The organism is Pseudobutyrivibrio sp., assembly GCF_017471675.1.
In the GTDB taxonomy this organism is placed as follows: domain Bacteria; phylum Bacillota; class Clostridia; order Lachnospirales; family Lachnospiraceae; genus Pseudobutyrivibrio.
Map to the genome: position 1 here is coordinate 14598 of NZ_JAFUSK010000078.1, position 12921 is coordinate 27518.

General features: G+C 33.1%; 11 protein-coding genes. 3 read left to right on the top strand and 8 right to left on the bottom strand.

Annotated elements, in window-relative coordinates:
* Positions 1-14 precede the first annotated feature (14 nt).
* The 7 genes from IJ535_RS12605 to IJ535_RS12635 form a co-directional block, all read right to left on the bottom strand.
* Positions 15-761, bottom strand: a complete 747-nt coding sequence (locus IJ535_RS12605) for a CPBP family intramembrane glutamic endopeptidase (protein WP_294303577.1) — start codon at positions 759-761, stop codon at positions 15-17.
* A gap of 266 nt (positions 762-1027) precedes the next feature.
* Positions 1028-1702 carry an HAD family hydrolase gene (locus IJ535_RS12610; RefSeq protein ID WP_294303578.1) on the bottom strand — a complete coding sequence of 225 codons (675 nt, stop codon included), beginning with the start codon at positions 1700-1702 and terminating at the stop codon, positions 1028-1030.
* A gap of 42 nt (positions 1703-1744) precedes the next feature.
* Positions 1745-2734 (bottom strand): pyruvate kinase, encoded by a 990-nt coding sequence (locus IJ535_RS12615; protein WP_294303579.1) that lies wholly within the window; start codon positions 2732-2734, stop codon positions 1745-1747.
* Between the two features lie 30 nt (positions 2735-2764).
* Positions 2765-3877, bottom strand: coding sequence for a hypothetical protein (locus tag IJ535_RS12620; RefSeq protein WP_294303582.1), 1113 nt, complete (start codon positions 3875-3877; stop codon positions 2765-2767).
* The gene (locus IJ535_RS12625) at positions 3832-5973 is read right to left on the bottom strand and encodes a sugar nucleotide-binding protein (protein WP_294303584.1); all 2142 of its coding nucleotides are present in this window, start codon (positions 5971-5973) and stop codon (positions 3832-3834) included. Before IJ535_RS12625 ends, IJ535_RS12620 begins: the two co-directional genes overlap by 46 nt.
* Positions 5974-6193: 220 nt before the next feature.
* Positions 6194-7207: an MFS transporter gene (locus IJ535_RS12630; RefSeq protein ID WP_442961403.1), complete on the bottom strand. Its 1014-nt coding sequence runs from the start codon at positions 7205-7207 to the stop codon at positions 6194-6196.
* A 65-nt stretch (positions 7208-7272) separates the two neighbouring features.
* A complete protein-coding gene (locus IJ535_RS12635; RefSeq protein ID WP_294303586.1) occupies positions 7273-8898 on the bottom strand; it encodes a methyl-accepting chemotaxis protein in 1626 nt (541 codons plus the stop codon).
* A 330-nt stretch (positions 8899-9228) separates the two neighbouring features.
* Here IJ535_RS12635 and IJ535_RS12640 point away from each other — a divergent pair, with 330 nt between their 5' ends.
* Together IJ535_RS12640 and IJ535_RS12645 are read left to right on the top strand one after the other, a co-directional pair.
* Entirely contained in the window at positions 9229-9618 is a 390-nt protein-coding gene (locus IJ535_RS12640; RefSeq protein WP_294303588.1) for a Fur family transcriptional regulator, read from the top strand.
* Positions 9619-9721: 103 nt separating this feature from the next.
* Complete coding sequence (locus IJ535_RS12645) at positions 9722-10309, top strand: NADH peroxidase (RefSeq protein ID WP_294303590.1); 588 nt, start codon at positions 9722-9724, stop codon at positions 10307-10309.
* Positions 10310-10388: 79 nt separating this feature from the next.
* Here the strand turns inward: IJ535_RS12645 and IJ535_RS12650 are convergent, their stop codons facing one another.
* Positions 10389-11432: a hypothetical protein gene (locus tag IJ535_RS12650; RefSeq protein ID WP_294303592.1), complete on the bottom strand. Its 1044-nt coding sequence runs from the start codon at positions 11430-11432 to the stop codon at positions 10389-10391.
* 448 nt (positions 11433-11880) lie between these two features.
* On the opposite strand from IJ535_RS12650, the gene IJ535_RS12655 reads away from it, so the two are divergent.
* Entirely contained in the window at positions 11881-12834 is a 954-nt protein-coding gene (locus tag IJ535_RS12655) for an Abi family protein (protein ID WP_294303594.1), read from the top strand.
* Positions 12835-12921: the final 87 nt, after the last annotated feature.

Here is a 12921-nt window from a genome sequence, read left to right on the forward strand (position 1 = left end):
TCTCCTTTATATTGTTAAAAATCTATTGAAATATCATCATTTAAAATGTATTCATTATATTTTTCAGGGCTAATATAATACCTCACATATCTCAATAATTCCGTAATAATTACGTTCAAATTACAAGATAAATGAACTATAATACATGGAATAATACTTCCACTATATATTAGTAATAGTCCATTGATTACACCTATGCAAAACTGTCTAAAAAAATCTTTTTTTCTAAAAGTATTCGACCATGGTAAACAATAATGAGACATAACAAACATTAAACTCGATGTCACTACTCCTATAATGTTATTCTCGTACATACAGCACATATATCCTCTAAAAAAGACTTCTTCAAAAATAATAGCCCCAATTATTCCATACAAAAAAACAAATATCTCATATCTTTTCTTTTCGCTCAAAGTTGCTATACTGCTCTTAGTATAGTAAATCTTATTGATATTATAATCATGAATCCATATCATTCCCCCTATAGAAAAAGCCAAAATGACCCATATTATTCCACCATCGTATAGAGAAAAAATATTCTTTAATCCAGTTCTTAAGAATAAGGGTATAGTTTCAACAATAAAATACCCCGTCATCCTAATCCAGTATAAATATGGTTTTTTTCTTGATATTCTCCTAACATTACCCGTAACTACCAAAAATATAATCCACATAATAGTCAGCTCTTTTGTTCCAAGTACCAAACACATTATAATGGATAAATAGATAACACTTTGTTTTACTGATATGATACTCTGCATTATTCCTCCAAATACCTATTCTCACAAAAGCATTTATGGTTGCTATTATCTAATATATGTATTAATAGCAACCATAAATCTCAACTAATTAGCGATAACCACACTCGTGCATAAGTGCTGCAGGCATCTTAACTTCAACAGCCTTTGGTGCTTCGTACTTCATAGCATTTCCCTCCTTTTCTTTTTATAGTTATACTAAAAATCATCCATATGATATTTTACGAATGATTTTAGTACCAAGTAAAATGTGAGTTGTATAAAAATTATTAATATTCATTTAGTAAATCTTTTACTTCTAATAATGACTTTATCTTTTTTACTCCATAAGGACATACAGTATATTTATTTTTTCTATCTATAAGAATTGACTTCATACCGACCTTAAGAGGACCAACAACATCATCATCCATCGAATCTCCTATAAAAAGACATTCTTCTGCCTTCCAATTTGTTCTTCTTAATATTTCAGAATAAAAGCTTTCCTTAGGTTTATAAATTTTTAAATTCTCAGATGTAAAAATATTACTTATAGAATTTAGAGAAGTGTTTTTTATGTTACACATTAACGGATTCGTATCTGTTGTTGAACCTATAGCAATATTAAAATCCTTTGACAATTCATTTATAGTCTCCGCTGTATCATCAAATAATTTCCTATTATATAAAGATTCCAACATTGGTTTTACTTCTACCATTGGGTTAGCTTCTATGCCATATAGCAAAAATAGTTTCTCCAAATCTTTTATAAAAATCTCCTCTTCTTTTATAAATTCATTTAACGTATTAATATGTTCTTTATGAAATTCCTTCCATTTCCTATATATATCCTCCGCAGAATCATCCAAATTATATTTGTCAAAAATAATCTTAGTAGCATCAACGGAACCAGAACCTGTAGAAACTAATGTCCCATAAACATCAAAAATAATATTCTTAATCATCACTTTTTAATTACCGCTTTCTTTTCCTTTCAAAATCCATTTTTATGAAATCATTGAAAAATCCATGCAAATATCTTCCATTTTATTTATCATTCTTAAATATTTGCTCCAACAAGAATCTTTATTTGTCTCATTAATATAAATACCGTAAGCTTTTTTTTGTATGAGCATCTCAATATCAAATAAATCCTCTTCATCATATGTATTATTCTCATATACATTCTGAAGATAGTTTGATGCGCCAATACAACGTAAATTATTTTTTATGCATTTGTTAAGGATTGTCTCAACAGCACCTCTTATCTCTTCCTTTTTCAAAAAAGCACTTAAATCATCTCTTCCAATTACTATTCCATCTGCCACTTTCAAAACATCATCTAAATTATTAATTGCTTCCTTGGTCTCTATTTTGGCGAAGATATCTGATTTTTCTCCCCACATATTCTTTGCCTGTTTCACAATTTCTTCCGTATCTGCAAAAGAAACCACTATTATATTTGGTTCTAACCGACGTATCCTTTGATCTTGCTTTAAATCTAGCTCACTTAACTCATTATTTACCTTGTATTCATATGGATTATAAATGTGATATCCATACCCTATTAATCCCCCATGAAGAACTGTAGCCCTAGCTTTACCAGCAAACGCCTCATTTATTTCAATTATCACATTTTCCCTATGGACTCTTCGAATAAAAAATATATCCCCTTTTCTTATATTGTCCCAAAATCGTTCACCTATAATTCTAAATTGCGCGGGATTAGTCAGATTATAATTCTCATTATATAAAAATATTTCATCAGACTCGTGAACTTGAATACGCTCTCTATTACTTGACCATATTCTCCATTTAACTCCTGGCAAATCATAGTATATTTTTATTTGTCGTTCCTTCTTTAAATGACTAATTATTTTTATTGTGTCATCTGTAGCATGTATTCCATTTACTCTTATACTGGTAATTCCAGAGTCAACCATATTACAATAGTCATTAACCGCCCATTTATTATTTACTGTAAAAATTTTTTCCATATTTTCTCCTAATCTTCATCATGAAATATTTCACTCTGCATTTACAATAATATAATCAACAAAGTTACTTTTTTTTAATACCATGCTACTAAATAACTCATATTTAAAATCCATCGAAAACATTCGGTGTCTTCCTGGAAATTTTCTTTTTCTTGCATGATTTGAAATAGCATCTATGTTATTTTCTGTAATGAAACACTCTTCTTTCTTGTAAATTAAAGTATTGTTCATCTTATCAAGATTAATACCAAAATTTTTCAATAAATCATGTAACATTTTCTCAGCATATCTCCAACAATAAGCTTCTATTAGACAATGCGGTTCAAAAAATAATTCTGTATCATTTTCGCTTTGCAGAAAGTATCTTATAAATCTATCAGAAAAATCCTCATATGCTTTATAATTTCTAACAATACTAGAATGTAAATAAAGTTCCATAACATAATGATAAAACTTTGAAATAACCCTCAGAGAATCCAACGAATCATCTATGTTAAAAATAAAAATTGCCCCCATTATTTTGTCCTCCCATACAGGAGCTTTTTCTAAATTTGCATATTCTTTGGATAAATGTTCTTTTTTTATGTATATAATCTCTATTTCTTTTTCTTCAAAATAATTGGGTTCCAATTCTGCATACAGTTTATACATTGCATTGTGCCAGCCTTCATCTTCATACAGTCTTGTAAGCGCAAAAACATATTGAATCCCCAACTCATCACAAATATCTTCTATATTACTGTTCTTGTCTATAATAGACATTGTTTTTGTCGGAGGATTCTCCAACAATAATTTTCGACCATTGCTTTCACTCAAAAACAAACCACTCTTATACATGTCATCTATTTTTGTTCTACATATATCCAATAATTCTTCTATGCATGATATATTATTGAGTATATCTAAGTTGATTTGCTTGACATTTGCCTGCATTCTTTGATAAATCCTATTTACATGTGAAATTTCATCACATTCGACAATACAATATTTCTCATTAATTAGTTTGTTTAAATTCTCCCAATCAACTTGTTTTCCATTACCATAGGAATCAATTGGAACATCTACAAAGTTCCCTTCTGAATTACATAGAAAATCTACTAATTCTGAATTAAGCTCCTCAACTTTTTGACAATTAAACCACATATTACTTCTTCTTCCTCTTCTATGTTTTTTAGTACAATACTAATTATCATTATTCCAATTAATAACTCTGCGATACATTGCTTATATGCATTTCCTTTTCCGCATAGCCTTGGATAAGAATCACATAGAAAATGTATTCCGACTAATAACATAAGATTCTTCATATATAATTCATAATTAATGTCACTTAAGATTTGAATTTGTTTTTTTATACTTATATATGTTGTGTTCCCATATTCCAGCATACGTTTAACGATATTAGTTTTTGTATCCAAAAATTTAATTTTCCACTCACCACTTACTTCCTCAACATCGAATTTCTCCAATCTAATTATTTTCCATCCCCAAAAGTAAAACACCATCTTTGCATAATCATAAATAGGGTAGTAATATGGTAAATTATCTATTTCCCAAATTAAGTCCCTTCCTCTGGAATCAAAAATTTTATAGTCTCCATCTTTGCCAATGATTATATTGTCAAATATCGCGTCACCACTAACACATATTCCCCAATTTTCACTAAACTTCTCAAATTTGTTTTTTATTTCATTTAATAACAATCCGATTCCAGGAAATTCTTGTGAATTGATATATAGATAATCTGAGAACACTATTGTTCTAGTTAATTTTTCTATACTTGCAACACTATTTAATCTATTCCATGATCTTTCAATGTTTATCTCCCAAATATCCTTATCGCATTGTATCTGTTTTATTAAATAGCTCTTTGTTATCTCACCTATTATTTCATCAATATATTTTTTACAATTCTCTCCATTTAAAATCTTTTCAAATAAGACTTCTCCGTCTTTCCACTCAGAAACAACATACGAGAAAGACAAATTACTACCGAATTTAATTATTTTAGCAGGATACATTTTTGAGCTTATCTGTTTATTCTTATAACAATCCTGAATTGCATATAATTGTCTTACCTCATCAAATATTTTTTTACTACCATTATCTGCGCCTTCTCCCAATGCCATTTTTAAACTGTACATTTCTTCATCAGTGCATACTTTATAGACTTTTGCATACGAGCCACCACATAATTCTTCTACTATGGTATAGTGCAACACGTTACGTATGTATGATCTATAAAAAAGATTTGTTATCTCATCTTCTATGTTTACATATGAGTAATCGCGTTTATATACGTCTCTATATAAAGAAGTTGTATCTTCATTTAAGTCTTTATTACCTACTAACTCATAACCCCTTTCTACCAATTCTATTTTTCTTTTTGAGTTTAAAATTTTTATATAAATATCAAGTTTTTTTATTAAATCATTTGCTGAATATTGATAAATCCCAAACAGATTAAATGTCCTATCACTATGCATAGCAATTTCACTATCAAGTATTGCGTTTACTATATTCGACAAATCTCTGTATGAAATAAATCCCCTTTTTTTATTTGGTAATATTAATGTATTCCTGTTAAATAAATCTTCAAATAAAGTAGATATTTGATTATCCTCATTTTCAATTCCTATGATATAATCACATCTTAAAATGAAGTAGTTGCAGCATATAATTCTAACTATGTATTCAGCAACCAATTTAGAAACACCATATGCATCATATGGTTGTTCTACTATATCAGAAAAGGCCTCTATTAAAGCATTAATATCCAATGGAACATTTTCCTTTACTTGCGTCAATATTCTATTTGCCAAATAATAAGCTTTTTTTCTATCTTTTACCTTATGACATTTAACACTTGAAATAAAAATAAATTTAGTTTCCTTTATAATCTTATAGTTCAGTACCAAAAATTTAGCTAATAAAATACAATTAACAACAACATAATCCCCATAATCTCTTTCTTTTGTTGTCGTATTTGAATATCCGGTAAAATATACTATCCCGTTATAATCCTTTCCTACATAAGGAATTTCTTGCGATAATGATATTAAATCTATTTTATTGAATTTCTTAAAATCAGTTTCTAACATTCCAGCAAGAACTTTGGAATGTTTACCTACACAAGCAATTAACTTTTCTTTCACCTTCCCGCTTAGACCTTCCTCTATATTTGTAAAGAATAAATCAACAATACTATTCACTAATAAGGCATTTAATATAGTACTCATTCATCTATTAGTGCGTATTATACCTCATATATTTCGCTTTAGCAATATAAAGTGCTAAATTTTATTCATCTTTTTTTTATATACGTGGCTTATTTATAATTCATCCTATTTAATATTTACAAACAAACTATTACATAATTTTTAGTAAATATATTAAAAAAAGCCAGAGACATTTTCTGCCTCTAGCTTTCTAATATGATATATTCTATTTTATTAAATTTTACTCAGCATTTCCTGCTTCACGAGCCTTGTTTCTATCTACAAGACCATCTCTTACTTTATCCATATAACCTGGCTTATCAAGTGTATAGAATAAGAGTGGAATGATTCCAAGAAGGAATACAATACCAGGAAGAAGGTTTGCACACATATCAATACCAAACTGGATATGTGTAATCTGAGCTGTAAGGTTTGCAATTTCAGCCTTATCTGTTGCAGCCTCTAACATTCCCTTAAGAGCAAACATGTTATCATAACCAAACTTGCCCATGATTAAAAGGAAAATTGAGTTTGCAAGAGCTGTACCAATCTTTGTAGCCATTCCTGAGAATGAGAATGCCATACCATCGTTTCTGTAGCCATACTTAAGATCAAAATCATCAATAGCATCAACAATCATACCTGATCCTGAAGGACCTGCAATATAACCAAGGCCATAAATAACCATCATTACAAAATTAAATGGAATGCTCTCAGCTGGTCCAAAGAAGATGATGATAAGTGAGAGACCCTGAATGAGCATTGAAACAATAGCGATGTTTCTCTTACCATACTTCATGCAAAGCTTTGGAGCAATTGGCATAACAATTGTACCAACAATCATCTGCATCATCATAAAGATTGTAATGAATGTGAAGTTCTGTACACAGTGCATATAGAAGAATACTGCAACAGAAATACGTCCAAGCATACCAAACATGTTCATTAAGCTGTAAAGAAGTGCGCATACAAGGTTCTTGTTCTTTGCGATAAGCTTAAGTCCCTCGATAATACTTCCCTGCTCACTCTTCTTAACATCGATTCTTTCCTTTGATAATGCTGCAACAGCCCAGAACATTGGAAGAGCAACAAGTGCAAGCAAAATAGCTGTTGAATGATAACCTGCAGCCTGCTGGCCATGACCAAACCACTCTACTAATCTAAGAACGAAAAGGTTAAGGATAATCTGACCAATTGTCATACCCATCATCTGAGCTGCATTAAGTCTGTTGATTTCCTTAGGGTCACGTGTCATTACAACTGGAAGTGCAAGATAACGCCAGCCCTTTTTTCAGGCTGACGTTTTGATGTGTCATTATTTTATTCTATAGTGAAATAGCTAATCTTTTCATATAGCTGTTCTGCCAGCGCCTTAAGGGATTCAGAAGCATTGGTGATAACCTCAAATGTAGCATTAAGATTATCCATAGAATCCTTTGTTTCTGCAGATGATGCTGCGTTCTGCTGTGATATTGCTGAAAGGCTGTCAATAATCTCTACCAGATTATTCTTAGCTCCTTCCAGATTATCAACTCTTACTGATATATCCTTGGCATTAGCTGCCACATTATCTACACCTGCCTGCATCTTCTCCATGTTATGCTTTGTCTCATCCAGGTGTCCAGACTGAGCAGAAAGGTCACTGTTCATCTGCTCGATTGTCGTAATTGATTTTTCAGATTCTGTAGTAAGGTCATGAATGATTGCATTAATCTGCTCTGCTGTTTCCGCAGACTGTGATGCAAGCTTTCCAATCTCATCTGCAACTACTGCAAAGCCCTTTCCTGATTCACCGGCACGGGCTGCCTCAATGGATGCATTAAGAGCAAGCAGATTAGTCTGGGATGCAATATCTGTAATAAGCTTTGAAGACTCTGCAATATTCTGTACTGATGAATTAGTATTTCTAATCTGCTCATCAATCTGCTTCATAGATTCCATAACAGCAAGATTCTGCTTAAGCAATATGTCAAGAGCCTGCATAGATGTGCTACAAGCTTCCTTCATCTCATCTGTATTATTGCTAAGTGTAGTTACATTATCGGTAATAGTCTCAATATCTGTTCCGATTTCGTTAACGTTTTCTGCTGAGCTTTGTACACTTTCAGCCTGACTCATTGCTCCTGTTGAAATATCATTTACAGCGTTTGCCACAAGTCCTGATGCGCTAGACGCATCCTCTGCTGAATCAGCCAGATTATCACCTGACTCTGTAACCTTACCAGAAAGCTTAACACTGGTTCCAATAATATCTAAAAGCTTATTTTTCAGATTGAAGATGGATTCTGAAATGTTTCCAAGCTCATCATTTCTATCAATCAATTCCTGAGGAATTTCGTATGTAAGATTCCCCTCTGCCACCTCTTTAATAGAATCAGAAATTGCATTCATTGCCTTGGTGCCACTTCTTGTTGCCATAACACCTATCACTATAAGCACCAGCACAACAATCACTGTAACACCAATAAGCACTGCTGATACTCTAAAGATAGTTGCATCAATAGTAGTTGCATCACGGCCTACAAACATCATACCTACCCGTGTACCATCATCATTAGACAATGGTAAATAGTAACCATAATACTGATGTCCTTCAATTGTCATGTCAGGCTTGTACAATACTTTGTTTCCATTGATAACAGTATCCACAACCTCAGCCGAAGCCTGTGTATTAATAAAATACTCATCTGTTCCCTGCTTCTTTAATGTTGTAACCGCTCTGGTGTCATTGTAAAAAATAGTATATTCAAGATTTGTATCTGCCTTCAATTCCTCCATTGTTGAAAGATACTCATCATATACCGGCTCGCCGCCCTTTGTGAGAACAGAATCCTTATAATCCCAATCGCCATCCCACATATTTGTAAACTCACTGTTTGCAATGGTTACAGCTGTGTGTAGCTCTTCTTCTGTCATATCTAAGTATGTGTCTTTAACTTCTTTCATTCAAATTATGGATAGAATGATACAGCCTACAGCTGCAGCAATACAAGAAATTCCTACTACCTGCCCAATTAATTTACCTTTCCTCTGTTTCATTTCACACCCCTCAAAAATAATGTTCTTATAACTATTTATTTTATTTTTTTTATAAAACAAATCCTGACTTGTATGAATGACAACACTTAAATAAGAAAAAACAGTGAAATATTATTTAAAACTAACTTGTATTAGTCTTCTAAAACAGTAATTATTCCTATTTTTATATTGACTTTTGCTGTTTATTTGATATTATATAGTCAATCATTATTAATTTTAGATTGGCGGTGTTTAATTATGAACTACAGCAGACAACGTGAATCAATTAAAGAGTATTTGATGTCAACCCATGAACATCCTACGGCTGATATTATTTATCAGCATGTTAAGGCAGATTATCCCAAGATAAGCCTTGGCACCGTATATAGGAATCTCACTCTTCTTGTAGATTTAGGGGAAGTTCGTAAGATTTCCACAGGTGATGGCACAGAGCATTACGATGCTGACACATCAGCTCACAGCCACTATTATTGCAGGTGCTGTCACAGGGTAATGGATTTGGAGGTTACACCTAGTGTTGATCAAATCTTGGCCGCATCAAGTGCAGGCCTTGGCACAATTGAAATAGCTAATTTGCTTTTCACCGGTGTGTGCCAAAGCTGTCTTAATGAGCAGTCTAAAGAATAGCTGGTAGTTTAGCTTGTATTAGGCAGCTTACTGCAAGTTATTATTAATAATGAAAATAATAATGGTTACTATTTTATTTCAATATGTGAAAGGAGTTTAATTTATGGCAAAGTATGTATGTTCAGTTTGTGGTTATGTTTATGAGGGAGATAATCCTCCAGAGGAATGTCCTGTATGTCATGCAAGCTCTGACAAATTCAAGAAGGTAGAGGGTGAGCTTAAGCTTGCTGCAGAGCATGAATTCGGTATCTATGGTAAGACAGTTAAGAACAACCCAGATATCACAGATGAAGATAAGAAATATATCTTAGACCAGTTAAAGTCTAACTTTACTGGTGAGTGCTCAGAGGTTGGTATGTATCTTTGCATGGCGCGTGTTGCCCACAGAGAAGGTTATCCTGAGATTGGTCTATACTGGGAGAAGGCTGCTTACGAAGAGGCAGAGCATGCAGCTAAGTTTGCAGAGCTTTTAGGCTCAGAGCTTGAGGTTAACATGACAGATTCTACAAAGAAAAATCTTGCTTGGAGAGTTGACTGCGAGTATGGCGCTACATCTGGTAAGTTCGATCTTGCAGCTTGCGCTAAGAAGAATAACCTTGATGCAATCCATGACACAGTTCATGAGATGGCACGTGACGAGGCTAGACACGGCAAGGCTCTTGAGGGACTTCTTAATCGTTACTTTAAGTAAATCATAGCCACAGCAATATATATTGCTATAAGATGCGCAAAAGCTAGGAGTTTGATGGCTCCTAGCTTTTTTATTCAACTTATATGTTTTTCCAATCATTATAGGTTTTGGTATGTTTTACATCTGACATATCTGGATCCATTTCATTAATCCTTGCAAAAGAATCCCTAAGGCGTTTGCCCATACTAGGGTGATTAACAATGTTGCCATAGTCTAATTCCATACCATATTTATTATTAAGATGCTGCTGCAACAATCCATCAAGATATGCACATATATCCGATGCAGTTCCCACTATCTCTTTATATGTGCCATCAGCCTTTGTTTCAAAAGTAAGCTTTAGGCCTGTCTTATCTGTAAGTTTGTCCTTGTCATAGCCATTCTTATTAAGGTATTCCCTAAACTTTTTAGCACCATATCCATTCATATAATCATCAATGACTATATCGCTTATTTTAATCCCTGCTTCCTCTAAATGCTGTAAAAGCCTAAGGTTTGCCTCGTTATGGATTCTAGTAAGCACTTCGTTAGCATTGATTCCAGCTTCGTGATACTTGTTATACTCAGCATTACTAATTATATATGGGCAATATGTAAGTCCATACTCTTCGTTCTCATATACCTTGCCTGATTCAAACTGCTCAAAGCTGTCAAAGCCTGTAAGTGTCTTTCCAATCTTACTTATCTTAGTTGGAATCTTCTTAGAATCATCCACACCAAGTGCTCTCATTTTATCAAACATATCTGCCTTTACATAAACAGCTACCACTATCAGCTGCTTAAGGGGCTCTATCTTTCCTACCTCATCTGAGCCTATGTAGGCGCCTGGTGTAAGCTTTGATGACGCTGCTGCCTTTTTTGCAATAGCGGTATTTGCCGATTTCGCTATTGCCTTATTACCGCTTGTGGATGTTTTCTTAGGCTTAGACTGTGAACCTCCACTAAAAGCCGCCTCTGCATCAGCCTGCGATTCATACCCTTTATTTGCACCACTAATATAATAAATGGTTCCATCTGTGCCTTCTACATAATTAGACTTATGCTGCACCTTATCAGCCATCCTATAAGTGCCCTTGACTACCTTATCCACACCTTCAAGAACCCAGTATTTTACCTTTGCCATGTTAATTGTTTCCTTTTCTTTTTTCTTAAGGCTGTTTCCACCGCCCTTCGCCTCAAGTATGAATATAGTATGCCACAGTTAAGCAGGTTGTGCCATAAAAAAAGTGGCCTAGCAATGCTAGACCACTTTTAATTTATGCCGGCTGCGGGACTTGAACCTTAAACAGGGTTCACAAATACTATAAAATCAAGGAGGAAAAGCATGTCGGAAGTCTCGTTGCCCTTTTGGTTGCCCGTTTATTTTTATGCTGTTAAAATGATAAAAAAAGAGCAGAATAATCAACGTAAATAATAAATATTATTTAGAAAAAACTATTGATAATCTTCGCTGATGATGGTATCTTTTAATTAGACCGCAGGAAGGCATGGGTAATGCCCGAATCCAAATATTCCATCGGCGGGATTAAGAATGGTATATCCATTCTTTTTTTTATTTTATGGAGGATTTTATGCTTAATACAGAGCTTCCAATAGACCTTGAACAACAGGTGTCCTTGATGAAAAGATATGTGAGTTTTCGTCAAAAGAAAAGATTTAGAGATTTTTTAACATATACAGGTTATTTTAGAGCTAGTCGTTATGGTAAATTTCTGCTCACAAAAGTAGAGACTTTAGGTTTTAAAGCTGACTCAAAACTATTCTTTTCAACTTACGACTTTGATGTTCAACTAAGACAGTTGCTATTTAAATATTGCACAAAAGCAGAGATTTTCTTTAAAAGTAATGTAAGTAATGCATTATCTTTGAAAACAGGAGATGCCGCTTTTTATCTTGATAAGCAATATTATACCCCTTCTAAAGGTGAGCGTTTTAAAGTTACAAGAGAGAAAAATACACGTTTTTTTGGAAAGAAATTTTATCCTAGTTTGCGTGACAAAGAAGAACAGCTTCGAAAAGATGTAGTTAAGCATCCTGAATTGAAGGAATATAGAAAAGGTGGTAGTCGTCATAAAAATCTCCTTCCAGTATGGGCCGCTTTTACATATTTTGAAATGGGTACAATAACTATGATGTACTCTTATCTTAGAGGTGACTTGAGAAAAGCAGTTTTAGATTATGCATATCCTGGACGCAACTACAAAAAAGAAGTGACAAAACAAATTGATACATGGTTAGATGCTATACGAAACTTAAGGAATTATTGCGCTCATCATTCCATGGTTATAGGTATGACATCTTCAGTAGTTATCCCTGATAAAAGAGATCCTCAAGATGTATTACCAACAGACACTGATTTGTATTCGCGTATATATGCACTGAAAAAACTTTTACCTCAGAAAGAAGCGGATGCACTGGGGGATGAATTGAGTAAATTGATTAACAAATCTAAAATTGATGTATATAAAATAGGGATACTTCCCGATAACTGGAAAGAAATGTACGACAGAATTAATTACTTGTGATTATGTATTTTTGAAATCAATTGATGTTTGCCTAACATAAAACAACGGTTTGTGCAGTTTTGATGCCGCACAAACCGTTATTATTTT

Coding starts and splice junctions, on each gene's coding strand:
- IJ535_RS12605 (WP_294303577.1), bottom strand. CDS start 761: ATGCAGAGTATCATATCAGTAAAACAAAGTGTTATCTATTTATCCATT.
- IJ535_RS12610 (WP_294303578.1), bottom strand. CDS start 1,702: ATGATTAAGAATATTATTTTTGATGTTTATGGGACATTAGTTTCTACA.
- IJ535_RS12615 (WP_294303579.1), bottom strand. CDS start 2,734: ATGGAAAAAATTTTTACAGTAAATAATAAATGGGCGGTTAATGACTAT.
- IJ535_RS12620 (WP_294303582.1), bottom strand. CDS start 3,877: ATGTGGTTTAATTGTCAAAAAGTTGAGGAGCTTAATTCAGAATTAGTA.
- IJ535_RS12625 (WP_294303584.1), bottom strand. CDS start 5,973: ATGAGTACTATATTAAATGCCTTATTAGTGAATAGTATTGTTGATTTA.
- IJ535_RS12630 (WP_442961403.1), bottom strand. CDS start 7,207: ATGACACGTGACCCTAAGGAAATCAACAGACTTAATGCAGCTCAGATG.
- IJ535_RS12635 (WP_294303586.1), bottom strand. CDS start 8,898: ATGAAAGAAGTTAAAGACACATACTTAGATATGACAGAAGAAGAGCTA.
- IJ535_RS12640 (WP_294303588.1), top strand. CDS start 9,229: ATGAACTACAGCAGACAACGTGAATCAATTAAAGAGTATTTGATGTCA.
- IJ535_RS12645 (WP_294303590.1), top strand. CDS start 9,722: ATGGCAAAGTATGTATGTTCAGTTTGTGGTTATGTTTATGAGGGAGAT.
- IJ535_RS12650 (WP_294303592.1), bottom strand. CDS start 11,432: ATGGCAAAGGTAAAATACTGGGTTCTTGAAGGTGTGGATAAGGTAGTC.
- IJ535_RS12655 (WP_294303594.1), top strand. CDS start 11,881: ATGCTTAATACAGAGCTTCCAATAGACCTTGAACAACAGGTGTCCTTG.